Here is a 26,880-nt window from a genome sequence, read left to right as displayed (position 1 = left end):
TCTGTGACGAATGGTTGTTCCATGCACGATCAATGAGGAGTGGTATGAGCGGTGGAATGCAGAGCCCGGCGAATCCCGCGCTGGATAACGTGCCCCTTTCCGACACTGGAGCGGGAGAGGAACAAGTAGTACGACTAGAGGGCGGCTTCGACCCGGATGGCACGCCCTCCGTCCGGACGCTCCTAACGCCGGATAGTGACAAGCGGCGCAAGGAAGTCTACGCGGACGACCGGCAGCCGATCCCCGTCGTCTTCCTGCCAGGTGTCATGGGTTCGCTGCTCTTGAGCAAGGAAGACTCGACGGAGACCGTATGGTATCCACCGAACATGGATGCTGTGCTCTCCAGCCTCGGCGGCGTCCTTTCTATCATTCGCGGATGGTTCAGAAGCGCCGCCGGTCGCGCCAGCCGATATGACCCGCTGGGTGCGGTCGTCGATCCATTCGGCCCGGTGGACGTGGGTGACTGTGGCCTTGACGAAGACGAGGCTCGTCGACGCGGCTGGGGCACCGTGCATCGCTGGAGCTACCATCCGACGCTAGCGTGGCTTGAGTCCACACTGAACAATCCTATGAAGATGGGTAAGCCGATTGGGGAATGGGCACATGGCGATCCTGGCGGGGAGAACGCCGCCTTGAAGGCCGTGCTCGGTACGGATCCGAAGGACTATGGCGCTTTCGGAGAGGGGCAAGCGATCACTGCCGATTCCGACGAATTCAAGGCCTTGGCCAGGTATCGCTATCCCGTCTACGCCATTGGCTACAACTTCCTGCAATCAAATGAAAAGTCAGCGCAGGAGGTGCTGGACGGACTCTCCTTCAAACACACAGTGACCAAGGAAGTTACGCCAATTCTGGGCATTCGCCAGATCTGCCGCGAAAACCATACCGACAAGGCCATCATCATCACCCACTCGATGGGGGGACTGGTGGCCCGCATGGCCTCGGCATTCTGCGGCGGAGAGAACGACATCCTCGGTGTCATCCATGGAGTTCAGCCGGCCACTGGCGCGCCACTATTTGCAAAGCGACTCCGCACAGGCGCCGAAGGATTCATTAACGAGAGTCTTCTTGGCCGAGACGATGCTGAGTTCGTGGCGATCGCCAGCAACGCGGAAGGGCCGATGGAACTGTCCCCGACGCCCGATTACAACGATGGGGCACCGTGGTGGATATTCGTGGACAAACGAGACGGTAGGGAGATCATAGCCCTTCCAGAGAAAGATGCGATTAGGAGCCTCTACACCGATGCAGTCTGGTACGGGTTACTTCCGGACAGATCGTTGCTCGATCCCGCAGGGGTGGTGGAGAAGATGCTGAAGCGGAAGGACATGTCTCTTGATGTATTTGAGTACTACAGCGGTTTGATGCAGTCCGTAGTAGAGCGTCAAGAGCGCTTGGTCAACACATATCATCCCAACACTTTCGCGCTTTATGCAGATGGAAATCTGAAACCTCACTCGACAGCGGAATCGAAGACGCCCAAGCCTTTGGAACCCGGACTGCCCGCGGAAAAATTGCAAACCTGGGGCAAAGTCTTGTGGGAGGGAGCCTTTCCCGATGGTACGACGAAGGAAGATCTCATAGCCGCAAAATTGATTGAGGATGATCACAACGGGACGATGATCGTTCTCGTCCGCGGGCAGTTTGTCAAAGTGACCGTCCAGAAGGCGGCCGTTATCCCGCAGCCTGGTCAGCGGGATAACGGCATTGTCCCGGGAGACGGGACGGTGCCTGCATTGTCCGCTGCGGCGCAAGGCCGAGGCTTGCTACCTGGCGTTCCGGGCAATAAAGCCCGAGGTGTGCAGATGGTCTTCGTGCAAGGTGGGTACGAGCACCAGGCCAGCTTCAATCATCCGTGGTCGCGCTGGGCCACTCTCTATAGCGTTGCAAGAATCGTCCATTCCGTTGAGGGGCTAGATAATTGACGAGAACATCCTATCGAATCCGACTTTCTATACTCCCGATTCTTGTCTCAATGAATCTTCTGTCTGCGTGTGCGCAGATCGCTCCCGTGGAACCTATGATGATGAACAACCCGCTGCTTGCTAATTCGAGACCTTGGTGTATCGGCCGTTTCGTATTCGATCGCCCTGCGGCGAGCGAGATCAGTTCTGAGCGTTACGGCTTCTGGGGCGACGAAATTGAGATCAGGAGGAATGTCAGCTTCCAGACGTTTGACCATGAAATGCGCAAACGTGAAGAAACGCTGCGCAGGGAAAAGCGCGAGAGCTCGATTTCCTACCAGGAGATGAAGGAAAGGGGCTTGGAATCCATGCGTTTTAAGGTGAATGTACCGATGCTGGAGCAGGTTGCATCACCGACCCAAAACTCACGAGTCTTCCTATTTACGATGGATGGAAAACGACCGGATCCCTTCTTCAAGCAGGAAGGATACGTCCTGGCCGGCGGCACGATGCTAGCGATGAAGTCGACGGTACCCAAGAGGATTATTCAGTCCGCCATCGCCGGCCTATCCGAAGTCCTTCGAGACGTCACCTATCGTGACGACTGGACGGTCCCGACCGAACCAGGATTCTGTATCGACGGGGCTTTGATTGGCGGCCGTTCACGCGATAGCGAGCGCGTTACTCAGAGCTTTGCTCTGCTACCGGGAAGGTACGCGGGGCTCCTCATCAGAATGCGCGATGCCGTGGAATCAGACAAGAAGCTATCGCTTCGTCAGACCCTACCAGATTTACGCGGTAACTTGAACAATAAAGGCTTCAGCGGCAACGTCCGCTTCCTGCGTGATGGCAAACGACAGGTCGCCGGGATGGAAGCAGAGGAAGTACTGTTTTCCATCACTGATGGAACGATACAGATCTATCAGTTCTATCTGATGGCGCAGGGAGACCCCGAGACCGTCGCGCAACCCCACACCGAGATTCGGCTGACACTGGGGGGCCCAAGTACGCATTCTCTTACACCGGAGCTCGCGACATCTCCTGTCGACGAAGCCGGCGCCATACAGATGTGGGACACATTGCTCAACAGCATGCGGCTTCGGCCCGGCGCCTTGTGAGCCAGGAGAGTCGGCATGACCAGACGATACGACATCTTGAGGGGGGATCTCACCACCTTGGGGGGCATCGTACAGGGCGGAGACGCCAACGATATGGTAGGGCATCGCGAGCAAGCCTATGAGGGCGACCCAGTCTGGTGTCCAGTCTGCAAGTCGGTGGGACAGATCGTATGTATCGGTCCGCGCCTGTCCACCACGGGCCCCGATGGACGCGAGGCTGCGCTGAGCGACGATCTTTGTGTCTGCCGTTGCAGCCCCAGCCCGTTGTTGCTGCCGTCGCAATACACCTCATACATGGATGTCTGACTCGCCCCCAAGACGGGTAACACCTGCAAAAGCATCACGCCATCATGAAGAAGCTGCAACTTGACCTTGTGTCGATCCTTGTTCTCGCACTACTGATTGCCGGTGCCATCAGCATTTGGGGCGAGCGCCTCGGCATCCCTACACAGGAGGCGAAGAGCACGTGGCTGTCTGGGATTGCGCTGGGCGCGCTCGTACTGGCCATAGGCGCCTCGCTATCGAGATGGGCACGCTGGGCCAAGGCGTCGCAAGCGGTGCGCGGCCACCTTCGACTTGGAGCGTCCAATCTGGTCGGCACGACGCAAGGCGCGCTCGGTGGCCTGGGGAGTTCTGCGACACAGCCGATAACGCTATCATCGCTTCGGGAGACCTGGCCGAAGCGGGTTGGCGCGTGCTTGCGGCGCGGCAATCGGCTGCCCTGGGTGCTCCTCACCGGCGCCGACGACACCATCGAGAAGCTGTTGCCCGACCTGGCGAATCGCCAATGGCTGATGACGGACGATGCGGTACTGCTATGGCAAAAGGGAGGGCAAGACGGAAGCCCGGATCACGCATGGTTGACGGAACTCCGGAAGCTCCGCCCCGGGCGCCCGGTGGATGCTGTCCTACTAGTGATCGATGACAACACCAATCTTGATCCTTCCCGACGCGGCAATCCAATCGGCATGGTACGTCTTGTTCGGATCGCCGAAGCACTACGCTGGGCAGCGCCCACCTATGTGCTTGACGTTTCTGCCGCGAACCACGATTCCGATAGCGATACCTCTGTCATAGGCTGCGCGTTGCCGAGCCGCGCCGATGCCGCAGCTATTGAAGGGCGTCTTCGGGACCTTCGCGATCGTCTTGCACGCCACGGAACGGCACGCCTAATGGAGGGCGGTTCCGCGACCCGCCTCGCACAATTGTCTCAACGGCTTGACGCTCGGATCAAGCCGCTTGCCGCGTGGTCGGCTGCCCTTGCTGGAACGCATAGCCACCGCATCACGCCGGCCGGTATCCTGTTTTCTTCGCACTCGCCGGCCAATAGATCGCCCCTCTGGCAACACATCGCCGATTCCGCCCGCCGTCATCCCGGCCGGCGTGTCGGTTTCCACCCCGTCACCGTCTTTTCGACCATCGCCCTCGGCGCCATCGGGCTATGGACCGCCGGGATGCTGCTGTCCGGCTTCCAGAACGCCCGCAACATCCACGCCACGCAGTGGGCTATCGATGCCAACGCATCCGAGTTGAGCCCAGCCGGGCGCCTCCGCTCGCTCGTCGCCCTCCAACACCAGATCGAACGCTACGAACCGCGCCCCGGTCATCACGCGCCGCTCACCACCCGCTTCGGCCTGAACCGCGACGCCGCCCTGCTTGCGGCCATGTGGAAGCCCTATGCGGCGGCCAGCCGCGAGCTTCTCGTCAGTCCGATTCAGCAGGATCTGGAGGATGTGCTCGTCGATCTCTCCCAGATGCCGGTGGATGGGCTCGACGCGCAGGCCAGCCAGTGGGCGCTGGACGGCCATCACACACTCAAGACCTATCTGATGCTGGCCAACCCCGAGCGCGCCGAGCCAGACTTCCTCGGGCCGCAACTGGTCCGGCACTGGCAGACGGAGGCCCGTATCACGCCGGGCGAGCGGGACGATCTGGCGGAGCGGCTGCTCACGTTCCATGCCGCCCGCGTCAAGGCCCATCCCGACTGGCGCATCGAGGCGAGCCCCGAGCTGGTGGCCGGCGCGCGGCGCACGGTGCTGGCGGTCATCGGCCAGCGCAACGCGCAGGACACGATCTACCGCCAGGTGATCGATGGCATCGGCAACAAGTACGCGGATCAGACGCTGGTGTCGCTCACCCCCGGCACCGACGCGCGCGGGCTGGTCCGAGCCAATGCGCTGGTGCCCGGCGCCTACACCCGGCAGGCCTACGAGGGCCACGTGGCCGAAGCCATCGCGCGGGCCGCCAAGCGCACGGAAGTCGCCAGCGATTGGGTGCTGTCAGACGGCAATGCCCAGCAGTCGGACAGCCCAAATGACTTGCAGGCCACGCTCACCGCCCAGTATTTCGCCGATTACGCCGAGCAGTGGCAGCGCTTCATGAACAGCCTCCAGTGGGAGCCCGCGCCCACGTTGCCGGCAGCCATCGACCAGTTGAAGCTGATGGCCGATGCGCGGCAGTCGCCTGTAATCGCGCTAATGAAGTCACTCGATTACCAGGGCGGCGCGGGCGCGCGGAAGGACTCGCTGTCAGACACACTCGTCGCCAAGGCGCAGGACATGCTCGGCAAGAAGGCAGCCAGCGCCGGGATCGTCAAGCCCGACACCGCCGGCCCGCTGGGCTCGACCTTCGGACCCATCCAGCGGCTGATGGCCGTTGGTGAAGGTGCCGGCGGCGACATGAGCCTGCAGCGCTTCCTCGATCGCGCGACGGCCCTGCGGTTGCGGCTCCAGCAGGTCAGCAACAGCCCGGACGCCGACGCCCAGGCCCGCCAGATGGCGCAGGCGCTGTTCCAGGGCAAGGGCTCGGAATTGGCCGATACCCAGGCGTACGCGCAACTGATTGCTGCAAGCCTCGGCGCCGAGTGGGCCGGGATGGGCGAGTCGCTGTTCGTGCGCCCCATCGCCCAGGCCACCCAGACCGTGCTCCAGCCGGCGCAGGCCAGCCTGAACGCCGCCTGGCGAGACAGCATCGCCATGGCATGGGGCCGCGCCTTCGCCGGCCGCTACCCGTTTGCGGATACCGCTAACGACGCCTCGCTGCCGGAACTGGCCCGCTTCCTGCGTCCGCAGGGCGGGCTGATCCACGGCTTTCTCACGGCCCAGCTCGCCGGCGTGCTCGAACTGCAGGGCGATGCGTGGCAGCCGGCGGCGTCGGGCGGGCACGCGCTCGCGTTCGATCCGGCCTTCCTTGCGGCGATCAACCGGCTCCAGCGCATCGGCACGCGGCTGCTCACGCAAGGCGAGCCCCGCTACCAGTTCGAGATGAAGCCGATTCCCACGCCGGGCCTGACCGATACGCTACTGACCCTCGACGGCCAGACCCTCCACTACTACAACCAGCGCGAACACTGGCAAGCCATGACGTGGCCGGCGAGCAACCTGGAGAACCCCGGCACCCGGCTCCAGTGGCAGGCCGAGACGGCCGGCACCAACAAGCACTATGAGTTCACCGGACGATGGGGCCTCGTCAGGATGCTCGAGCGGGCCAGCATCGAGCCGATCGACAGCGCCACGTTCCAGCTCACATGGCAGGGCCAGCCGGATAGCCCCGTCGTGGCTGCGGCGCCGGACCCCGACAGCCTCACCGCGCGCCCGGCCATGCAGCCGCCGGCCAAGGACGTCACCTACCCCATCCGCTACCAGTTGCGCACCGAGCTTGGCCATGGGCCGCTCGAACTGCTCTCGCTGCGCGATTTCGTGCTGCCGTCCCGGATCTTCCTCGACAAGCCCCAACCATCCACCACCAAGGGGAACGATGTTTAACCAGTTGCTCAACGCGCTGTTCGGCACGCGCGCGCCGTCGGATCTGGCCCGGGCGGCCATCGCGCGATGGGAACCGTGGCTGCGGCCCATCCGCCCCGATGCGCCCGCCGGGGACGACCCCGGCTACGACGACGATTTCCTCGCCATCAAGGACGAAGTCGCCAAGCTGTCCGATGTCAACGACACGCTGATTGTCGAGACGGCGGAGCGTCTGCTCCAGGGCACCGCCAAGGATGCGCGGCTCGCCGCCTACTATCTCTACGCGCGCATGCGGCGGGACGGTGCGGAGGGCATCGCGTCCGGCTTCGAGCTGCTGGCGGCGCTGGTGGACCGCTTCGGCACGCAACTGCTGCCCGTCCGGGCCGAAAGCCGCAAGGCGTCGCTCGAATGGCTCGCCAGCGCAACGTTCACGGATCGGCTCGACCGCGTGCACGGGCTGACCGGGCTGCCGCTGGAGCGCACGCTGTCGGCGCTGGCGCTGATCCTCGAGCGCACCGCGCAGTGGCCCGAGACCGCGCGGCCGGCGCTCGATGCCCTCTTCCGCCGCTTCGAGGGCCGCGTGGAATCGCCCGCCGCCCATGACACCGGCGCCGAGGCCGCCCCGTCCGCGACGCCAATGGCGCTGCCCACGGGCGATGTCTCCTCCTCGCGCGACCTGCTGGACCGCGCGCGCCAGATGGCCACGTTCCTGCGCGAGCAGCCGCAGGGCTATCTGGCCGCGTACCGGCTCATGCGCTGCGTCCGTTGGGACACCCTGACCGAGGCGCCGCCGCACGAGCCCAGCGGCAAGACGCGGCTAATCGCCCCACGCGCCGAGTTGCGCGCCCAACTCAAGCGCCTGCTGTTGCAGAAGCAGTGGCCGGAACTGCTCGACCGGCTCGAACGCGCCTTTGCCGAGGGCGCCAACCATTTCTGGCTGGACCTCCAGTACTACGCCTTCACGGCGCAGGACCAGGCCGGCGGCGACTACGCGCGCGTCCGGGACCTGCTGGCCACCGACTGCGCGCTGATGCTGGAGCGGCTGCCCGGCATCGAGCAACTGAGCTTTGCCGATGGCACGCCATTCGCCGACGACACCACGCTCGAGTGGATCGCGCGCCACGCCACCGTGCGCGATGTCGAGCGAGGCGAGGCCGTCGCGCCGGTGTCGGTCTCATCCGCCAGCACCGACTGGGCGGAAACCGAGGCCCAGGCCATCGATCTCTCCGCGCAGCAGAGTCTGGACGTGGCGTTCGCGTGGCTGCAAGGGCTGCCTTTGCCCGATGGCGAGCGCGACCGCTTCATCCGTCAACTGGTGATGGCGCGCGTGGCCGCCCGCGCGGATCGCGCCGATACGGCGCTGCACCTTCTCGCCACGCTGGAAGCCACCGCCGCGCGCTTCCAGCTGGCCGCGTGGGAGCCGGGCCTCGCGTTCGAGGCCAAGCAGCAACTGCTGCGGCTGCTCCGGGCGCGGCTGTCGCGCAAGGACGCCGACAAGCCCGCCATCGCCCACCGCATCGACACCCTGCTGGTCGATCTGATCGCCATCGACCCGGCGCGCGCCATCGCCACCGCCTAGCCTTTCCGAGACATGAAGCACCCGACCCAAGACAACGAGATCCTGCGCTACTACGAAGCGGAGATGCGCTACCTGCGCGAAGCGGGCACCGAGTTCGCCCAGGCCTACCCGGACCGCGCGCGCATGCTGAACCTGGACCGCATCGGCGAGCGCGACCCGCACGTCGAGCGGCTGTTCGAGGGCTTCGCCTTCCTGATGGGCCGCCTGCGTCACAAACTGGACGATGAACTGCCGGAATTGACCGAGGGCCTCGTCAGCATGCTGTGGCCCCACTACCTGCGCATGATCCCGTCGCTCTCGATCATCGAAATGGCGCCGGCCATGGGCACGCTGCAACGCCACGAGGTGCTGCCTGCCGGGCTGGAAGTCGTCTCCGACCCGGTTGCGCTGGGCGCGCAGCCGGGGCAAGGCCAGAGCAGTCAGGCCGACAGCGTTGCCTGCATCTACCGCACCACGCAGGCTGTAGACCTGTATCCGCTGCGCCTGACCGAAGCGGCCACCTATACCCGCGAGGACGGCCGCTCGGTGATCCGCCTGCGGCTGGCGTTGCAGGCGCAGGCCAAGATCGCGCTGCTGGAGGTGCCACGCCTGCGGCTGTTTCTCCATGCCGACCGCCCCTTGGCGCTCGCGCTCTATGCCGCGCTGACCGCCAAACCGGTGGCGATGCACGTCCGGGTGCCGGGTCACCCGGCCGACCGCCCCGGCACGCCCCTCCCGATGCCGGGCCTGTCGCTGCGGCCCGCCGGCTTCGCGGCCGACGAGCGGCTGTGGCCCAAGCCGGACAACGCCTTCGGCGGCTACCAACTGATGCTCGAGTACTTCACGTTCCCCGAGAAGTTCATGTTCGTGGACCTGTTCGGGCTCGACCTCCCCGCCATCGCCCGGCTGGCGCCGGAGGCGGAACAGTTCGATGTCGAGGTCGTGCTCGCCCGGCCGTTCCCGGACGACCTGCGCTTCTCCGCCGAGAATGTGCGGCTGCATTGCGCGCCGATCATCAACCTGTTCGAACTCGAGGCTGACCCGGTCACTCTTACGCACTGCGAGACCGAGTACCGCGTGCGGGCGATGGCGCAGCATGGCCGGCATGTCGAGGCGTACTCGGTGGACACCGTGCGCGGCTTCGAGCCCGCCAGCGGCGAGCGCTTCGAGTACGCACCATTCGCGGCGTTCCGGCATCGCGGCGGCATGCTGCGGCACGAGATGCCCGAGCGCTACTTCCACACGCGCGTGCGGCGCGGGCCGTCAGGCCGGGTGGACACCTGGCTGGTGCTCGGCGGCCATGCCTGGGAGCAGCAGGACACGCTGCCCGAGGAAACGCTGTCCCTGTCCGTCACCGGCACCCACGGCATGCTGCCGCGCAAGGGCCTGCGCGAGGCTGGCATCACGCAGATGCGCGGTGGCTTCACCAACGTGGCGTCGATCCGCAACCTCACGGCGCCGACGCTGCCCGTCTATCCGCCCACCGGCGACCGCTTCCACTGGCGCGTGCTCTCGCATCTGGCGCCGAACTACCTCTCGCTGCTCGACGCGGAGGTGCTGCGCGGCACGCTGGCGCTCTATGACTGGACGGACGGCGAGACCAACCGGCAACGGATCGATGCCATCGCCGAGGTGCGGCACCGCCCCTTGCAAAAACTGGAGAGCGGCGGCCTGCTGCGCGGCGTGGAGATCGAGGTCTGGCTGGACAGCACGCGCTTTGCCGGCGCGGGCGACCTCGAACTGTTCGGCGAGATGCTGAACCGCTTCCTGTCGCTGTACGCCACGCTCAATCTCTACACGCGGCTCGTGATTGTCTCGCAACCGTCCGGACAGCGGCTGACGTGGCCGGACAGCAAGGGCCAGGGGGGGGCGTTTTGAACGCACCGGACAACCGGGCGCCCCGCCCGCTGAGCGAGGCATTGCTGGCCGATGCCCCACGCATGAACTTCTTCCGCCTGTGCGAGTTGATCGAGCTGGCGGCGCCAGGCCACCCGCCGCTCGGCACCACCGATTCGCCGGCCAATGAGCCGGTACGCTTCCGCTCGAACGGCCGGCTCGGCTTTCCGGGGCGCGAGATCGACGCCGTGGAGCGTGACCCGGACCACCCCGGCGCCCCGCCCGTAGTGCGCACCAACTTCCTGGGGTTGTATGGCGTCGATGCCCGTATGCCATCGTATTTCGTCGACGAAGTGGCCCAGCGGCGCGATGGCGCGGAGCCGCTGGCGGCCTTCCTCGACCTGTTCCACCACCGCATCGTCACGCAGTTCTATCGCGTGGCGCGCAAGTACCGCTACCCGCTGGGCTTCCGGCGCGACGGCGGCGACGAGGTATCCCGCTACCTGCTGAGCCTGCTCGGGCTCGGTCTTGGCGGGTCCGCCGTCAGCAACACCGTGCCCACCCAGAAGCTGCTGTCGATGCTGGGGCTGGCCAGCCAGCGCACCCGCACGGCCGAGGGCCTGGCCGGCGTGCTGCAACACGCGGTGCCCGACGCCGGCGTGCGCGTGGATGAGTTCCATCCGGTCTGGACCCGCCTGCCGGCCGGCGCCGACGAACGCCGGCCGCTCGGGCAGAACTGCGTGCTCGGGCGCGGTTTTTTCGATCGCGCGAATGCCGTGCGGGTGGTCATCACGCCCCGCACGGCGGACCTCGTGCAGGGCCTGATGCCCGGCCACGCCCAGCACCGGGAGGTGATGGCCCTGTTGCGCTTCTACCTTGGGCACACCGCGCATGCCTGTATCGAAATGCACGTGCGCACGTCGCTGATGCCGGCGCCGGCGCTGAACGACGGGGCGGTGCGGCTGGGCTATTCCACCCAGCTGCCCGCGCCCGAGGAAGCCGTGACCCGGGTGCAACTGGGCATCTGGAACGGCATCGTCCAACCCGCCGCGCGCCCGGAGCGCCACCCCTCCAGCCACCACTAATCATGAGGACAAACACGATGAGACAGCCGTTCTGCACCGGGGCGATGTGCCTGTTCGCCACCCTCGCCACCAGCCTTGCCGGATGCGGCATCGGCCAGGCCGTGAAAGACAACACCGTGGACGCCGCGAAGTGGGCCTTCACCACGCAGGTCAAGACGATGAATCTCGACCTCGCCAGCCGGTCGTCGCTGAACGCCACCGACGCCGGGAAATCGTTGTCGACGGTGGTCCGGGTCTACCAACTGAAGACGCCCGACGCCTTCCGCGAACTGAGCTACGCCCAGCTCCAGACCAACGACCTGGCAGCGCTGAAGCCCGACCTGCTGGCGCAGCGCGATGTCGTCCTGCGCCCGGACGAGCGGGTCAGCCTGGCCGAGCCGATGCATGCCGATGCCGAGTTCGTCGGCATCGTCGCCCTGTTCCGCAACCCGGACGAGGCAGCCGGCTGGAAGCTGGTGGTGCCCCGGCGGCAATGGAAGCAGACCGATCCGGTCAGGGTGGAAGTGCGCGCCAATACGCTGGCGCTGACTGCGCCGGCGAAAGGGTAGTTAGCGGATCGCTAAAGGGTAGCCCCCGGGCGGCGGCCATGTATCCCCCAATGTCCGCGTATCATCGACGCTCTTCGCCCCCCTGATGCCCCCGGATTCACCATGCCTGACCATTCGTTGCTGTCTGCCCTGCTCATCTTCGGACTTGGAGGGCTGCTCGGCGGGGTCGGAGGCTTGTTCGGCATCGGCGGCGGGCTGATCGCCATTCCGGCCCTCGGCCTGCTCTACGGGATGGACCAGCAGCTCGCCCAGGGCACCTCGCTGGTGATGATCGCGCCCAACGTGGTCATCGGCTTCTGGCAGTACCGCAAGCGGGCCGATATCGAACTGCGCACCGCCATCGTCCTCGGCCTCTCGGCCGTGCTGGCCACCTACTTCTCCGCCCGGCTGGCCACCGCCATGGACGCCCAGCTACTGCGCCGGATCTTCGCGATCTTCATGATCGGCCTTGCCCTGTATTTTTTGTGGCGCCTGATGCCCGGCCGGGCCGTGACCCAGCAGCAGGCGCGGCTGTCATCGCGCTGGATTCCGGCTGTGGGCGTGGTGGGTGGGCTCTTCTCGGGCTTCTTCAGCGTGGGCGGCGGCGTGGTAGCCGCGCCGGCGCTGGTCGGCCTGTTCGGCATGCGGCAGGCCGCCGCGCAGGGGCTGGCGCTGGCGCTGGTCACGCCGGGCGCCGTGGTCGCGCTGATGACCTATGCCCAGGCCGGGCATGTCGACTGGACCAGCGGCATCCCGCTCTCGCTCGGCGGCATGCTGACGATCTCCTGGGGCGTGGCGCTGGCGCACCGGATGCCGGAGCGCCGCCTGCGCGCCGCGTTCGCCGTCTGCCTGATCGTCACGGCGGTGATCATGCTCGTGCGCGGCTAGCCTGCCGCCGGCTTGCGGAAGACCAGGCTGAAGTTGTTCGCCGGCATCGGGATGGGCGCGTCGCAGGTCATGCCTTGGGCAGCCCCGAGGGCGATCACCGCTTCCATGTCGCGCACGCCCCATTCGGCATCGGCGGCACGCAGCTGCGCGTCGAAGGCTTCGTTGCTGGGCGCCGTGTGGGCGCCGTCGCGCTTGTAGGGGCCGTAGAGATAGAGCACGCCGCCCGGCCCGAGCCGCTTGCCGGCGCCGGCGAACAGCGCCTCGGCGGCCGCCCACGGCGAGATGTGGACCATATTGATACAGACGATGGCGGCCACGGCGTCGATGCCCCAGGGTTCCGCGCGCACGTCGAGGGCCAGCGGCGGCAGCACGTTCGTCGCCCCGGCGTGGGCCGCCCAGGCCGCGATCGACTCGCGCCAGGTGGCATCGGGGTCGCTCGGCTGCCAGGTGATGCCCGGCAGCGCGGCGGCAAAGTGCGCGGCGTGCTGGCCGGTGCCGCTGGCAATCTCGAGCACCGTGCCGCTGGCCGGCAGCACCTGGCGCAGCACGGCAAGGATCGGCTCCCGGTTGCGCTCGGTGGCAGGCGCCATGCGGCGCGCGGCGAGGTCGGGGGACGGGCGGTTCATGGGCGCTCCTGTTTTCGCGGGTGACAGGCGCAAGGGTAGCAGGCGCGGCGCCCCGGCGCGGTCAGACCCGGACGGCGCAGCGCCCCGGCTGCGCTACACTCCCCTCCTGCCCAGTCACCCCGCCGGTTTCGGCCGATTTTCGCCGCCTTGCCCACCTACACGCTTGCCACCCCCGTCCACTCGGACCTCGAGATCCGCAAGAGCCGCTTTATCGGCCTGGCCACGCCCGTGCCGGACCGCGAGGCCGCCATGGCAGTGCTCCAGGACCTGCGCGCGCAGCACCCGGGGGCCACGCATGTGTGTTGGGCGCTGCTGGCGGGTGGACAGTCGGGCATGTCCGATGACGGCGAGCCGTCTGGCACGGCGGGCCGGCCGATCCTCGAAGTGCTGCGCCACCATGATCTCGATGGCGTGCTGGCGGCGGTGATCCGCTACTACGGCGGGGTCAAGCTCGGCGCGGGTGGACTCGTGCGCGCCTATACCGATGCGATCGCCGCCGCGCTCAAGGACGCCGAGCGCGTCGAGCGCATCGCCTACGCCACGCTGGATGTCGAGGTGGACTATGCCGACGAACCGCGCGTGCGCCGCTGGATCGAATCGATGGCTGGCGAGGGCTGCATGCTGGCCGACACCCAGTACGGCGCGCTGGCCCGGCTGGTGATCCGCCTGCCGGCCACGCTGCGCGATTCCGCCATCGCCACCCTGCGCGACGCCACCCATGGCCGCGCCCAGTTTCCGGAAGCCGATGCCTGATCCGGACGACATCACCACCCACGACAGCGCCGAATTCACCGCCCGCGTGCTGCCCGGCGAGACGCACTACGCCGCGCCGGCCGCGCTGAGCCTGTTGGAGGCGGCCTTGCTCGAAGGCGTCGCCCTGCCCAGCTCCTGCCGCAACGGCACCTGCCGGGCCTGCATCAGCCAGCTTCACGCGGGGAGCGTGCGCTATCGGATCGAATGGCCGGGACTCAGTGCGGATGAAAAGGACGAGGGCCTGATCCTGCCGTGCGTGGCGTGTCCGACCAGCGACGTGGCCTTCGAGCCGGTCGGCACGAACTAAACCCCGGGGTAAGTCACCCCATCAAGCCAGCCCGCGCCCGTTCACGGAGAAAAAGCGCAGGGCGATCTTCAGCGCATCCGGGCCGGTCGGGTCGGCGAAGGCCTGCCCCGGCGCGCCACCGCTCCAGGCGTGGCGCAGCCCCTCCACCTTGACCAGCCGCATAAAGGGCCGCACGCCGGCCTGCCAGTCGAAGACATCCACCGCACGCCGGGTGCCGCGCCGCACGCGCCGGGGCGGCATGGCCTTGGGGGCGGGCGCGCCGGGCGGCAGCAGCTCCAGCCACAGTGCAGCGGCCGACGTGGCGTTGTCGTAGGTGACCACGGTGTCGTCATCGCCATGCAACAGCAGCAGCGGGGGCGGTCGCCGGCCCGCCAGCGCCAGCCGGGCCGCCACGGCGTCCGGTACGCGCTCGCCGCGCATGGCTCGCGGGGCCTGGGCCGCGTTGACGGCGCTGTAGGGCACCGCGCCCGAGTGCGAACCCACGGCGGCAAAACGATCCGGATAGCGCAGGCCGAGCATCATCGCCATCGCCCCGCCCGCAGACAGCCCCAGCGTGCAGACCCGTTCGCCGATGATGGCGTAGCGCCGGCAGACATGGTCGATCATCGACATCAGCAGCGCCGCCTCGGATGCGCCCCGGGCGTCCGGCCGGAACCAGTTCCAGCAGCGCTGCGAGTTCGCCTGCACCGACTGCTCGGGCATCAGCACCACCCAGCGCGCATCGCGCGCCACGGTGGTCACGCGCGCGCAGGCGGCAAAGCTGGCGGCGTCCTGCCCGCAGCCGTGCAGCAGCACCAGCAGCGGCGCGGGTCGCGCGGCGCTCACGCCTGGCGGCACGAAGATCCGGTAGCGCCGCTGGCCCAGCGCGCCCAGGCCAAGGGTGAAGCCCCAGACCCCCTCCTCCCAGACCCCGCCGCCCTTGCTGACCGGCGACGGCGCCGGCGTGACCACGCCGGTCAGCGCCCTGTGCGCAGCCTTGCCCACGGCGCGGCCCACGGCCTCGCTGACCGCACTGCTTTGTTGCTTGGCCGTCTTCAGCACGGAATTGGTCACCGTGCGTTGCAGGCGCCGGGCGCTACGCGCCGCCTGCTTGCCCAGCGTTGCCCACAGTTGGGTAGTACCCCTGCGCCGTGTCATGCCGCATCGCCCTTTCGTCGTCTGGTGCCGTGGCGGATGCCACGCTGCGATCCTGCACCAGTATCGGGGGCGATTGTGTCAGGTTTTCATGCCATGTCCGGTCAGACGATGCCGCGCAGGGCCAGATCCGCCCCCAGCAACAGCAATCCGCAGAAGAACAGGCGCCGGAAGCGCTCCGCGCTGATCCGGTGCCGCAGCCACTGGCCGAGGAACATCCCGCCCAGCGCGGGCACCAGCGCCAGCAGCGAGGCCCCGAGCACCGGCGTATGGAGCAGCGCGCCGCCCAGCGCCAGGCTCACCGCCAGCGCGATGGTCGAGACCGTGAACGACAGCCCCAGCGCCTGCACCATGCTCTCCTTGTCGAGGCCGAGCCCCTGCAGGTAAGGCACGGCGGGAATGACGAAGACCCCGGTCACGGCGGTGATCGCCCCCGTAACCAGCCCGGCCAGCGGCGCCATCCAGCGTTCCGCCCGGGGCGGCACGACCAGCCGCACGGCGGCGAGGCCCATCACGGCATAGACGATCAGCGCCACGCCGAGCGCGTTGGTGGCGTGGTCCATCATCCTGGCCGGCACCAGCGCGGCGCAAAGCCACGTGCCGGCGCAGATGGTGACCAGCATCGGCCACAGCCGCAGCAGCAGTTGACCGAAGCGCGGGCCGCTGAACAGCTGCACGACGTTGGTCACCATGGACGGCGCCACCAGCAGCGCGGCGGCCTGCACGGGCGGCATGACCAGCCCGAGCAGGCCCACCGCCACGGTCGGCAGGCCAAGGCCCACCACGCCCTTGACGAAGCCGGCCAGCAGGAAGGTCAGGCCGATAAACGCGAATTCAGGACCTACGTGGAACATCGACAAACTCCTTCAGCGGGGGGCGGGCATGCCGGTGGGCACCTCGGCGTGGACCGCCCGGCTGTCCGCCGGCGCCTCGTCGCGCTCGTTCAGGCCGTAGTCGCGCAGCACCTGGGCCACGCGCAGCCGGTAGTTGGCGAACACGCCGCCGCGCCCGGCCGCCTGCGCCTGGCGGTGGTCTAGCGTGTTGCGCCATGCCATGACCGCCGCTTCGTCGCGGAAGAACGAGAGGGACAGCAGCTTGCCCGGCGTGGTCAGGCTCTGGAAGCGCTCCACCGAGATAAAGCCATCGATGGCCTCAAGCGTCGGCTTCAGGTGGGCGGCGATGTCGAGATAGGCGTCCTGGCGGCCCGGCGCGGGTTCGACTTCGAAGATCACGGCAATCATGGGGGCTCCTCTATTTATTAGTGGGATGGTGTGAACAGCGGAATGCGGGCGTTCACGGACGGACGATAGCGCAAGCCGGCCAGCAGGCGGCGCGGGTCGACATCGCGCTGGAGCAGGCTGTCGACGGTGGTTGCTGCTAGAAGACGCGCCAGCGCGTCGCCGGGGCAGCCGTGGCGGCCGGTGCCGAAGGTCCAGGGGCGGTCGGGGCGCGCCCCCGCCGGGTCGTGCGATGCGGCGGCCAGCAGCACCAGCACGGCATCGCCAGCCTTCAGGGATTCGCCGCAGAGCGTGGCGTCCGCCGCCAGGAAGCGGCGCGTGTTCTGCACCGGCGGATCGGTACAGGCGACGTCCGCGACAAGTTCGTCCAGATCGCCCGATGCTTCGCCCAACCGCCCCAGCCGCACCAGCGTATTCCCAACCAGCCCGGCCGTGGCCTCGCACGCCTGGATCATCAGGCCGATGGCGTTGGCCAGCAGCGTGGCGGGGTCGATATCGGCGTCGATAGCGGTGTCGATAGCGGCCTGCGACATCGCCGCGAGCAAGCCGCCGGGGGCGGCATGCTCCCCCGCCCAGCGCGTCAGCCATTGCGCGGCCACGGCGCCCGCCTCCACATCGGCAGGCCGGGCGAGCGGTGACATGGCCGCGGCGAACGTCGCCACGAAGCCCGCCACCCGCGTGGACACATGGCCGGCTTCGTCCCGCTCCAGCGGCAGCCCGAGCAGGTCCGCCACGCAGAGCACGGGCAGCGTGAACATCCAGCGATTGGCCTCGTGGGCGTCGTCCGCCTCCGCGCGCGGCAGGTGGGCGGCCAGCGCGCGGGCGCGGGTGCGGGCATCCGGAAGGTCGATGCCGGCCATCGCCCGCATGACCACGGCCTTGAGCGCCGCATGGGGCGCGCCGTCGGTCATGCGCACCAGCCGGCCGAACAGGGCGCCCGCCGGGGTGCCGGCCAGCGCGGGCGGCACCGGCTGGGCCACCGGGCGGACCCGGCAGTCGGGATGGGCGAGGACCTCGGCGGCCGCGTCGGCGCTGGCGGCCACCCACAGGCCCAGCGCGGCATCGTGGTAGAACGGCCGCGTGGCGGCCAGGTGCCGGTAGTACGGATAGGGGTCGGGATCGGTAACGGCGGCAATCGGATCGGCAACGTACATGGGGGCGGCTCCGTGGCGAATGGATGCAGTGTGCGTCACGCCGTGCCGCCGATGCTTCATGGCGACGTGAAACGTCGAATGCCGGCGGGCAGGCCGGGCGAGGGCGCAGGCGGGCGCGGGCGGGCTCGGGCATGTTTTGTGCGCCGCTCTGCCCGCACTGGCAGCCGCCCCGCTCGGCCGGCCCGCGCCGTGTAATAACTGCGCGCAACCGTCGCCACATTGCAATTTCTGGCGTCCCCGCCCACGGACGATAACAAGGACCCCACCCCATGGAAGACTTCCGCGACCATCAGCCTCTCAAGCTATCGCGGCGCGAACTGCTCAAGGCGAGCGCGGTCACGGTGACCGCCGCCGCCGTGCCGGGCGCCGCCACCGGCCAGCCCGCCGCCGCGCCCTCCCCCGCCACCACGCGCCCGCCCATCTCCCACAAGGTGTCGCTGATCGTCAACGGCCAGCGGCGCGACCTCGACCTCGACACCCGCACCACGCTGCTGGACGCCCTGCGCGAACACCTGCACCTGACCGGCACCAAGAAAGGCTGCGACCACGGCCAGTGCGGCGCGTGCACGGTCATCGTCGATGGGCGCCGGCTGAACTCCTGCCTGACGCTCGCCGTGATGCACCACGAGGCCAAGATCACGACGATCGAGGGTCTGGGCACGCCCGAGCGCATGCATCCGATGCAGGTGGCCTTCGTGAAGCATGACGGCTACCAGTGCGGCTACTGCACGCCCGGCCAGATCTGTTCCGCCGTGGCCGTGCTCGACGAGATCCAGGCCGGCATCCCGAGCCACGTCAGCGCGGACCTCAACGCGCGCCCGCCCCTGAGCGCCGAGGAGATCCGCGAGCGGATGAGCGGCAACATCTGCCGCTGCGGCGCCTATTCCAACATCCTCGACGCCATTGGCGACGTCGCCGGGAGAAAAGCATGATCCCCTTTACCTACGAACGCGCCCAGTCGCCGGCGCAGGCCGCCGCGTCCGCCACGCGCATCCCGGGCAGCCGCTTCATCGCGGGCGGCACCAATCTGCTCGATCTGATGAAACTCGGCATCGAGACCCCGCTGCACCTGATCGACGTGAACGGCCTGGCGCTGGACAAGATCGAGGCCACCTCCCAGGGCGGGCTGCGCATCGGCGCGCTGGTCCGCAACACCGACCTCGCCGCCGACCCGCGCGTGCGGCGCGACTACGGCGTGCTGGCGCGCGCGCTGCTGGCCGGCGCCTCCGGGCAGCTGCGCAACCGCGCCACCACGGCGGGCAACCTGCTGCAACGCACGCGCTGCCCCTATTTCTACGATACCGACCAGCCCTGCAACAAGCGCGTGCCGGGCAGCGGCTGCGCGGCCATCGGCGGCGTGACGCGGCAGCATGCGGTCATCGGCGCCAGCAATGCGTGCATCGCCACGCATCCGAGCGACATGGCCGTGGCGATGCGCGTGCTCGACGCCTCGGTGGAGACTGTCAACCCGAAGGGCGCCGTGCGCGTCATCCCGATCCTCGATTTCCACAAGCTGCCGGGCAACACGCCGCATATCGAGACCGCGCTGGAGCCGGGCGAGCTGATCACCGCCGTGACGCTGCCCCCGCCCATCGGCGGCGCGCAGTTGTACCGGAAGGTGCGCGACCGGGCCTCGTACGCGTTCGCGCTGGTGTCCGTGGCCGCCATCGTGCAGCGCGACGGCACCGGCCGCGTGGCCGTGGGCGGCGTGGCGCACCGGCCGTGGCGCCTGGAAGCCGCCGAGACCGAGTTGCCGCGCGGCGCCCAGGCCGTGACCCAGCGCCTGTTCGCGGACGCCCGGCCCACCCACGACAACGCCTTCAAGGTGCCGCTGTTCCAGCGCACCCTCGCCGCCGTGCTGGCGCAGGCCCGCACCTGACCGGAGGAGACGGACGATGAAATTCGACACCCCCGCCACCACCAATCCGATCGACCAGCTTCGCGTGGTCGGCAAACCCACGGACCGTATCGACGGTCCCCACAAGGCCACCGGCACGGCGCCCTACGCCTACGAGCGGCACGACGTGGCGCGCAACCAGGCGTACGGCTACGTGGTCGGTGCCGGCATCGGACGCGGCCGCATTGTGTCGATGGACACCGCCGCCGCGCGCCGCGCGCCCGGCGTGCTGGCCATCGTCACAGCCGCGAATGCCGGCAAGCTCGGCAAGGGCCAGCGCAATACCGCGAAGCTGCTCGGCGGCCCGGAGATCCAGCACTATCACCAGGCCGTGGCGCTGGTGGTAGCGGAGACCTTCGAGCAGGCCCGCGCGGCGGCGCAGATGATCCGCGTGCGCTATACCGCCGAGAAAGGCGCGTTCGACCTGGCCGCCGCGCGCGATACGGCCGTCGCGCCGAAGGGCGATGACTTTTCGGGCAAGCCGGAGACGGCCGTCGGCGACTTCGCCGGCAGCTTTGCGGCAGCGCCGGTGCAGCTGGACGCCACCTACACCACGCCCGACCAGTCGCACGCGATGATGGAGCCGCACGCCTCCATCGCCGCCTGGAACGGCGACAAGCTCACGTTGTGGACGGCCAACCAGATGATCGCCTGGGGCCGCGAAGACCTGGCGGCCACGCTCGGCATCCCCAAGGAGAACGTGCGCGTGATCTCGCCCTATATCGGCGGCGGCTTCGGCGGCAAGCTGTTCGTGCGGGCCGAGGCGCTGCTCGCGGCGCTGGGCGCGCGCGCGGCCAAGCGGCCCGTGAAGGTGGCGCTGACGCGGCCCCTGATGTTCAACAACACCACGCACCGGCCAGCGACGATCCAGCGCATCCGCATCGGCACCACGCGGGACGGCAAGATCACGGCCATCGCCCATGAAAGCTGGTCGGGCGACCTGCCCGGCGGCGGGCCCGAGACCGCCGTGCAGCAGACGCGCCTGCTCTACGCCGGCGCCAACCGGATGACCGCGCTGCGACTGGCCACGCTGGACCTGCCCGAAGGCAACGCCATGCGCGCGCCGGGCGAGGCGCCGGGCATGATGGCGCTGGAGATCGCCATCGACGAGATCGCCGAGAAGGCCGGCATCGACCCCGTGCAGTTCCGCATCCTCAACGACACGCAGGTCGATCCGGAGAAGCCGGCGCGGCCGTTCTCGCAGCGGCAGTTCGTCCAATGCCTGCGGCTGGGCGCCGAGCGCTTCGGCTGGCAGGCGCGCAATCCCAAACCCGGTGCGACCAAGGCGGGGCAATGGCTGGTCGGCATGGGCGTGGCGTCGGCCTTCCGGAACAACCTCGTCATGAAGTCCGGCGCGCGCGTGGGGGTGGACAAGGGCGGCCGGGTCATCGTGGAGACCGATATGACCGATATCGGCACGGGCAGCTATACGGTCATCGCCCAGACGGCGGCCGAGATGCTGGGCGTGCCGATCGAACAGGTGGTGGTGCGGCTGGGCGATTCGTCGTTCCCGGTGTCGGCGGGGTCCGGCGGGCAGTGGGGCGCCAACAGTTCGACGTCAGGCGTCTATGCCGCCTGCGTGAAGCTGCGCCAACTGCTGGCCGAGCGTGCCGGCCTGAGCGGCACGGACGCGGTGTTCGAGGGTGGCCAGATTCGCGCCGGGGGCCGCAGCGTGCCGCTGGCACAGGCGGCGGGGGACGGCGTGACCGCCGAGGACACCCTGGAATTCGGCGATCTCGACAAGAAGTACCAGCAATCGACCTTCGGCGCGCATTTCGTCGAGGTGGGCGTGGACATGGCAACCGCCGAGATCCGCGTGCGCCGCATGCTGGCCGTCTGCGCGGCGGGGCGGATCCTGAATCCGAAGTCGGCACGCAGCCAGGTGATCGGCGCCATGACGATGGGCGTGGGCGCCGCCTTGATGGAGGAACTTGCCATCGACAAGCGCGTGGGCTTTTTCGTCAATCACGACCTCGCCGGCTACGAGGTGCCCGTGCACGCCGATATTCCCCACCAGGACGTGATTTTCCTGGACGAGGTGGATCCCATTTCCTCGCCGATGAAAGCGAAGGGCGTGGGAGAACTCGGCATTTGCGGGGTGGGCGCGGCGGTGGCCAATGCCATCTACCACGCCACCGGCGTGCGGGTGCGCGACTACCCGATCACGCTGGACAAACTCCTGGCAGGGATGCCGGCGATGGCCTGATTCGTCGCCATATGCCCGTCCACCCGTCCGTCAGGCCTTGCGCGACGGACGGGCATTGCGCAGTGCCGAAGGCCGCACTTCCTGCAGCGATCGCAGCGAGCGCTGTGCGTCCTCCACCGCTTCGAGCCCCTCCCGCAGCCGCGTGCAGGCGTAGCCAAGGCGCGCCTGCACCTCGGTATCCAGTGAAGACAGACGCTCCAGGGCGTCCAGTTCCGTCTGCAAGTGGCCAATCATTCTTCGTAATTGCGCCGTGCTATGAGATGCGAGTGACTGGATGGCCATTCGTAATCCCCTGTGGCTAAGGATGCAAAATGAGAAGGGCAGTGCCCATCCTAATACCCTAGGGCGAGCCACCCAGAATTCCAGCGCTGTTACATATATGTTGGGAGCGCTCCCCGGGTAATCCGGCATTGCGCTGGGAGTGAGCAGCCCCCTTCGCTGTCAAGCCTGCTGGCTCTGTATTTCTTGCATGGTCGACCGGCACATGGATAATAAATGACAATCGCGAGATTGCGTTATGTCGATCGGGAAAATAAATATCAGACTCCGCAGGAAAATAAATCCCCCGCCCTGACATTAATCCACTTTCCCAACCCCTTCGCATCACATACACTGCCCTTCAAATCCACCCGATAATCCTCTGATAATCCAATATCACCCATTATCAAACATATTGGATTCAGTTTCCGATCCATGGGAAATTGCCGATGCCCGTTCCGTCCCGAGTTCGCATCGCTGTACTCCTGTTGTTCGCCACCGCCTTCCAGCCCCTTCATGCGACTGACCTGACGAGTTCGGAGGTGGGCTACAAACTGAGCCGCGCCGACAACCCGTTCGTCGTGGTACCCGGCGCGATCATCGACACGCGTGGGAACGGCGCCGTTGCCATCGACGCATCGGGCAGCTCCGGCTGGGCACTGACCAACAACGGCACCGTCTATGGCGGCTACAACGCGGTGCACCTCCCCCTGGGCACCTTGACCAACTTCGGCGTGCTGGCGAGCCCCGGCACCACCGCGGTGGCGATGTTCGCCGGCGGCACCGTGGTGAACCACGCCGGCGCGGTGATCGCCGGCAAGCTCGACGGCATCTACCTCGGGCAGTCCGGCAGCATCGTGATCAATGCCGGCGACATCGCCGGCGATGTGTTCGACTACTCCAGCACGCAGGCCGCCATCCATTTCGCCGAGAGCGGCACCGTGGTCAATCTGGCGACGGGCCGCATCGTCGGGCATGCGCACGGCATCCTGGCCACGCCTGCCCTCACCCTCGACAACGCCGGCTTGATTGCGTCGGACGAGGGCGCAGCCATCGACCTGCACTCGGGCCCCAGCGCGCCGGCCTCCATCGTCAACAGCGGCACGATCAACGGGCGCAGCGGCGTGGCCATCGCCTTCGGCCCGGCGGACGACCGGCTCGAGATCAGCGGCACCTCGCGGATCACCGGCGTCGTGGACGGTGGCGCGGCGGGCAGCGCCGGCAACATGCTGGTGCTCGGCGGCGCCGACGCTGGCAGCTTCGACCTCTCCGCGCTCGGCCCCGCCGCGCAGTACCGGAACTTCGGCATCCTCCAGAAGCAGGGCGCCAGCATCTGGACACTGACGGGCGCGAACCTCGACGAGCAGGCGTGGCAGGTCGGCGGCGGCGGCTTCGTGGTGGCCGGGCAGCTCACCGGCAGCCTGACCGCCCAGCCCGGCGTCACCGGCCTCTATATAGAAGTGGCGCCGGGCGGAGCGCTCCAGTCGCCGACAACCAGCGCCATCACCCTCAACGGCGGGAGCCAGATCGTCAATGCCGGCACGATCACGGCCAGCGGCGCGGGCGTCCCGGCCATCCGGATCGGTGGCGCGGATGGTCCCGCCAGCGTGGTCAACCAGCCGGGGGCGACGATCGCCGGCAGCCAGGGGCCGGCCATCGTGGCGGGCGCCAACGTCGCCATCGTCAACGCGGGCACGCTGAGCGGCAGCGGCGTCGCCGTGCAGTTCACCGGGGCAAATAGCACGTTGACGCTCGATACCGGCAGCGCCTTATCGGGCGACCTCGACGGTGGCAACGGCGCCGGCAACGCCCTGATTCTGCAGGGCAGCGGCAGCCTGCCCGGCCGCGCCTATAACTTCCCCAATTTTTATATGCGCGGCACGGACTGGTTGCTCGACGGCACCGCGGAGATCGGGACATCGGCCACGGTCGAGACCGGCACCCTGCGCGTGAACGGCACGCTCGCCAGCCCGGCCGTGGCGGTGTCGCCCGGCGCGGCGCTGGCCGGCACGGGCACGGTACAGGGCGCCGTCAGCGTGCAGGGCATCGTCGCGCCCGGGAACACCGTCTTGCCGACTACGCCGAGGGCGCCGCTGTCGGTCGGCACGCTGTCTGTCGTGGGCAGCTACAGCCACGCGGCCGGCGCCGTGTATCAGGTGGATGTCTCGCCCACCAGCAACGACCTGATCGACGTCACCGGCCCCGCCGCGCTGGCCGGCGGCATGGTGCAGGCCCGTCTGCGCGCGCTGTCGCTGCGTCCTGCCGATACGTACCGCATCCTGTCGGCCTCGGGCGGGCTGACCGGCACGTTCGCGGGCGTGACCACGCTCAATCCGTTCGCCACGCCGTCCCTGGCCTACGATGCCGGGAATGCCTACCTCGTGGTCGCACGCGGCTTCGCCCTGGCCGGCGGTACACCGAACGAGATCGCCGTGGAAACTGCCCTGGACCGCGACGCCTTCGCCGCAGGCACCAACAACGCGCCGAGCCGGGACTTCCTGTCGGTGGCGCTCGAACTGTTCAATCAGGAAGGTGCAGGAGCCTACGCGGCGATCGACCAGTTGAGCGCGGAAGCCTACGCCGCGCTGCCGAACGCCCACTACGCGGCGGCGCGGGCGGGCATGAACGCCATCGACACCCGGCTTGCGGACAACACCTGCACCGGCGCGGCACCGGCGGGGCGCTTCTGCGCATGGGCCACAGTGCTGGGCAACACCGGCCGCATCGGCGGGTATGACACGTGGCTGTCGCAGGACATCAACCTGGCGGGCGTCATGGCCGGGGTCGACTATCAATGGACGCCGGCGTTCACCGGCGGGATGGCATTCGGCTACCTCCACGGCAATACCTTCACCCACGGCCTGCCGGTGCACGGCCAGTTCGACAGCTATCAGGCCGTGCTCTATGGCCGCTACACGGCAGGCCGTTTCTGGTTCCGGCAGGCACTGGGCTACGCGCGCAATATCGACGATATGCGTCGCGACATCACGTTCACCGAGGTGCCCCGTACGGCCACGGGCGGCGCGCACGGCAATCAGTTCTTCACCGCCCTGCGCACCGGCGTGGACCTGCCGCTGGCCCTGCCCGGCGTGCTGTCACCGTTTGCCGGCGCGGAGTTGCAGTCTGTGAAGTTGTCCGGCACGGTGGAATCCGGGGCGGACAGCGTCAACCTTGTGCTGCCTTCGCGCACGACGCATTCGGTCCGGTCGCTGCTCGGCACCGAGTGGCGCCATCTGTTCGACGGACCGGGCGGCGCGTGGCGTATCGACGCCGCGGCGGCCTGGGTCCACACCTTCGGCACGAACACGCTGGCTATCAACGCGCGCTACGCCGGCGCCCCCGCCACCGACTTCACGGTGCACGGCAGCGGCCAGAACCGCAATGCCGCTCAACTGCGGCTGGGCATGAGCGTCAGTCCCACGCCGCGTAGCCGATTGTCCATTCGCTACGACGGCGAACTCGGCACCCACGGCAGCACGCATGGCGGCGCGGTGGGCTTCTCCTATCACTGGTAGGTCCAGCGACTCGCAGATTATTCAAATCGATGTCGACGAAGGGGGTGGCCTGACAGCAGAGAGATTGCATTTTCAGGAAACAGCGATGGTGACATCACGGCTAAGCGGCTAACGTAGGCCAACGGTGTTCACACAGATCGCATATGCAAACAAATATTCCGCTGGAGGTTGAGACAGACCATCCGAGCCACCTCGGCACCCATCCCGCCGAGATGGAGGCTGCCCTGCTCAGGAATCGGTACTGCAAGACCATGGCCGAGTTCTTCGAAGCACCGGCCACCGTATCGCTATCGCGCGTGGCGCGGGCGATGTACCGACTGGGCCGGGTTCGCCAATGGCAGGCCATCAATGCCACCGCGCGCGGTGCGCCCGCGCCGAATACGGCCAGCCTGCGGTCCGGCGTGCTCGAAAGCCTGGCCGGCTCGCACGCTATGGTCGTGCACCGCAAGCACTGGTACGGCACCCACTATAACAAGACCGATCTGTCCGATCTGGCGCTCCAGGTGGCGATGCTGCTTGCGCTCGACTGGCGCGATCTGGCGGCGTTCGCGCTACGGGAATGGTTTGGCGAGCACTCCGAACTCGACAATCTCTACCAGCCCACGCTGAGCGGCGTCACCGGCATGATCATCCGGGTGGCCGGGCAGGCGCTCGATGTCGAGGTGCCCGGGGCCGCGTTCCGCCCCACGGAATCGCCGCTTGCCGATATGGCCTTGCACTGGCGCGACAACGAAACCGCGTTCGTGGAACTGGCGCTACAACTGGCCGACCGCCATCTCGCGCAAAGCCACGGCCATTCGCCCACGGCACTCGCGGACTTCGACCAGCCCATCGAACAGGCCGTGCCGGTGGAACTGCTGATGCTGCTGCGCCTGCGCGGCTATGCGGCCACGCCGCGCTGGCTGGCCGTCCATCCGGCGCTGGCGCATCCGGCCGCGGTGCTGTGCACGGCGGCCTCCCCGGTGCCCTCGCAGCGCTGCGAACAGTTCGTCATGCAGATGGTCCGCCTCCTGCCCGAGTACCAGGCATTGCGCACGGCCCTCGCGGCGCAGCAGGCCAGCCTGCGCGCCAATCGTCCCCGATAGCTCTCCCCCTCACCCGCCGGCCGCCACGCGCCGGCGGGGCCTTGACCA

22 protein-coding genes are annotated in these 26,880 nt (G+C 67.9%); 16 read left to right on the top strand and 6 right to left on the bottom strand.

All coding sequences use genetic code 11. From position 1 onward, the window contains the following. Window positions 1–44: 44 nt before the first annotated feature. The 9 genes from AC1DFU_RS05780 (at window position 45) to AC1DFU_RS05740 (ending at window position 12,659) form a co-directional block, all read left to right on the top strand. A complete protein-coding gene (locus AC1DFU_RS05780) occupies window positions 45–1,925 on the top strand; it encodes an esterase/lipase family protein (protein WP_441591355.1) in 1,881 nt (626 codons plus the stop codon). A gap of 95 nt (window positions 1,926–2,020) precedes the next feature. Then, window positions 2,021–3,022 carry a T6SS immunity protein Tli4 family protein gene (locus tag AC1DFU_RS05775; protein ID WP_410748525.1) on the top strand — a complete coding sequence of 334 codons (1,002 nt, stop codon included), beginning with the start codon at window positions 2,021–2,023 and terminating at the stop codon, window positions 3,020–3,022. A gap of 15 nt (window positions 3,023–3,037) precedes the next feature. Beyond that, window positions 3,038–3,328: a PAAR domain-containing protein gene (locus tag AC1DFU_RS05770; protein ID WP_441591354.1), complete on the top strand. Its 291-nt coding sequence runs from the start codon at window positions 3,038–3,040 to the stop codon at window positions 3,326–3,328. 1,148 nt (window positions 3,329–4,476) lie between these two features. Next, window positions 4,477–6,786, top strand: coding sequence for an ImcF-related family protein (locus AC1DFU_RS05765; protein WP_441591353.1), 2,310 nt, complete (start codon window positions 4,477–4,479; stop codon window positions 6,784–6,786). Next, window positions 6,779–8,344, top strand: a complete 1,566-nt coding sequence (tssA, locus tag AC1DFU_RS05760) for a type VI secretion system protein TssA (RefSeq protein ID WP_441591352.1) — start codon at window positions 6,779–6,781, stop codon at window positions 8,342–8,344. The genes AC1DFU_RS05765 and tssA overlap by 8 nt, the downstream gene beginning before the upstream one ends. 12 nt (window positions 8,345–8,356) lie before the next feature. After that, complete coding sequence (gene tssF / locus AC1DFU_RS05755) at window positions 8,357–10,201, top strand: type VI secretion system baseplate subunit TssF (RefSeq protein WP_441591351.1); 1,845 nt, start codon at window positions 8,357–8,359, stop codon at window positions 10,199–10,201. A 62-nt stretch (window positions 10,202–10,263) separates the two neighbouring features. Further along, window positions 10,264–11,244 (top strand): type VI secretion system baseplate subunit TssG, encoded by a 981-nt coding sequence (gene tssG / locus AC1DFU_RS05750; RefSeq protein ID WP_092293521.1) that lies wholly within the window; start codon window positions 10,264–10,266, stop codon window positions 11,242–11,244. A 17-nt stretch (window positions 11,245–11,261) separates the two neighbouring features. Further along, window positions 11,262–11,792, top strand: a complete 531-nt coding sequence (gene tssJ / locus AC1DFU_RS05745; RefSeq protein ID WP_441591350.1) for a type VI secretion system lipoprotein TssJ — start codon at window positions 11,262–11,264, stop codon at window positions 11,790–11,792. A gap of 102 nt (window positions 11,793–11,894) precedes the next feature. Then, entirely contained in the window at window positions 11,895–12,659 is a 765-nt protein-coding gene (locus AC1DFU_RS05740; RefSeq protein WP_441591349.1) for a sulfite exporter TauE/SafE family protein, read from the top strand. Here AC1DFU_RS05740 and AC1DFU_RS05735 read toward each other — a convergent pair. Further along, window positions 12,656–13,285 carry a DUF938 domain-containing protein gene (locus AC1DFU_RS05735; protein WP_441591348.1) on the bottom strand — a complete coding sequence of 210 codons (630 nt, stop codon included), beginning with the start codon at window positions 13,283–13,285 and terminating at the stop codon, window positions 12,656–12,658. The two genes, AC1DFU_RS05740 and AC1DFU_RS05735, sit on opposite strands and share 4 nt — an antisense overlap. A gap of 147 nt (window positions 13,286–13,432) precedes the next feature. Between AC1DFU_RS05735 and AC1DFU_RS05730 the strand changes: the two genes are divergently transcribed. Together AC1DFU_RS05730 and AC1DFU_RS05725 are read left to right on the top strand one after the other, a co-directional pair. Continuing rightward, complete coding sequence (locus AC1DFU_RS05730; protein ID WP_092293529.1) at window positions 13,433–14,038, top strand: IMPACT family protein; 606 nt, start codon at window positions 13,433–13,435, stop codon at window positions 14,036–14,038. Beyond that, window positions 14,031–14,345, top strand: a complete 315-nt coding sequence (locus AC1DFU_RS05725) for a 2Fe-2S iron-sulfur cluster-binding protein (protein WP_092293531.1) — start codon at window positions 14,031–14,033, stop codon at window positions 14,343–14,345. Before AC1DFU_RS05730 ends, AC1DFU_RS05725 begins: the two co-directional genes overlap by 8 nt. A 21-nt stretch (window positions 14,346–14,366) precedes the next feature. Here the strand turns inward: AC1DFU_RS05725 and AC1DFU_RS05720 are convergent, their stop codons facing one another. From AC1DFU_RS05720 to AC1DFU_RS05705, 4 genes are all read right to left on the bottom strand, one after another. Further along, the gene (locus tag AC1DFU_RS05720) at window positions 14,367–15,482 is read right to left on the bottom strand and encodes an extracellular catalytic domain type 1 short-chain-length polyhydroxyalkanoate depolymerase (protein WP_092293533.1); all 1,116 of its coding nucleotides are present in this window, start codon (window positions 15,480–15,482) and stop codon (window positions 14,367–14,369) included. A 101-nt stretch (window positions 15,483–15,583) separates the two neighbouring features. Next, entirely contained in the window at window positions 15,584–16,333 is a 750-nt protein-coding gene (locus AC1DFU_RS05715; protein ID WP_369823406.1) for a sulfite exporter TauE/SafE family protein, read from the bottom strand. Window positions 16,334–16,345: 12 nt separating this feature from the next. Next, entirely contained in the window at window positions 16,346–16,720 is a 375-nt protein-coding gene (locus AC1DFU_RS05710; protein ID WP_092293536.1) for an antibiotic biosynthesis monooxygenase family protein, read from the bottom strand. A 17-nt stretch (window positions 16,721–16,737) separates the two neighbouring features. Beyond that, complete coding sequence (locus AC1DFU_RS05705) at window positions 16,738–17,871, bottom strand: cytochrome P450 family protein (protein ID WP_441591347.1); 1,134 nt, start codon at window positions 17,869–17,871, stop codon at window positions 16,738–16,740. 269 nt (window positions 17,872–18,140) lie between these two features. Here AC1DFU_RS05705 and paoA point away from each other — a divergent pair, with 269 nt between their 5' ends. Genes paoA through paoC form a run of 3 tightly spaced genes read left to right on the top strand, consistent with a single transcriptional unit; the run spans window position 18,141 to window position 21,974 of the window. Continuing rightward, window positions 18,141–18,803 (top strand): aldehyde dehydrogenase iron-sulfur subunit PaoA, encoded by a 663-nt coding sequence (gene paoA / locus AC1DFU_RS05700; protein WP_092293538.1) that lies wholly within the window; start codon window positions 18,141–18,143, stop codon window positions 18,801–18,803. Then, window positions 18,800–19,750 (top strand): FAD binding domain-containing protein, encoded by a 951-nt coding sequence (locus AC1DFU_RS05695; RefSeq protein ID WP_092293539.1) that lies wholly within the window; start codon window positions 18,800–18,802, stop codon window positions 19,748–19,750. Before paoA ends, AC1DFU_RS05695 begins: the two co-directional genes overlap by 4 nt. Before the next feature lie 16 nt (window positions 19,751–19,766). After that, window positions 19,767–21,974, top strand: a complete 2,208-nt coding sequence (gene paoC / locus AC1DFU_RS05690) for an aldehyde oxidoreductase molybdenum-binding subunit PaoC (protein ID WP_441591346.1) — start codon at window positions 19,767–19,769, stop codon at window positions 21,972–21,974. 30 nt (window positions 21,975–22,004) lie between these two features. Here the strand turns inward: paoC and AC1DFU_RS05685 are convergent, their stop codons facing one another. Continuing rightward, window positions 22,005–22,208: a hypothetical protein gene (locus tag AC1DFU_RS05685; RefSeq protein ID WP_255370771.1), complete on the bottom strand. Its 204-nt coding sequence runs from the start codon at window positions 22,206–22,208 to the stop codon at window positions 22,005–22,007. Between the two features lie 473 nt (window positions 22,209–22,681). Here AC1DFU_RS05685 and AC1DFU_RS05680 point away from each other — a divergent pair, with 473 nt between their 5' ends. Both AC1DFU_RS05680 and AC1DFU_RS05675 read left to right on the top strand, forming a co-directional pair. Then, window positions 22,682–25,747, top strand: a complete 3,066-nt coding sequence (locus tag AC1DFU_RS05680; protein ID WP_441591344.1) for an autotransporter outer membrane beta-barrel domain-containing protein — start codon at window positions 22,682–22,684, stop codon at window positions 25,745–25,747. 143 nt (window positions 25,748–25,890) lie between these two features. Next, window positions 25,891–26,832 (top strand): hypothetical protein, encoded by a 942-nt coding sequence (locus AC1DFU_RS05675; RefSeq protein ID WP_143093876.1) that lies wholly within the window; start codon window positions 25,891–25,893, stop codon window positions 26,830–26,832. Window positions 26,833–26,880: the final 48 nt, after the last annotated feature.

The sequence above is a fragment of the Cupriavidus sp. 10L45 genome, from assembly GCF_056395225.1.
This window is presented reverse-complemented; position numbering and strand designations above follow the sequence as displayed.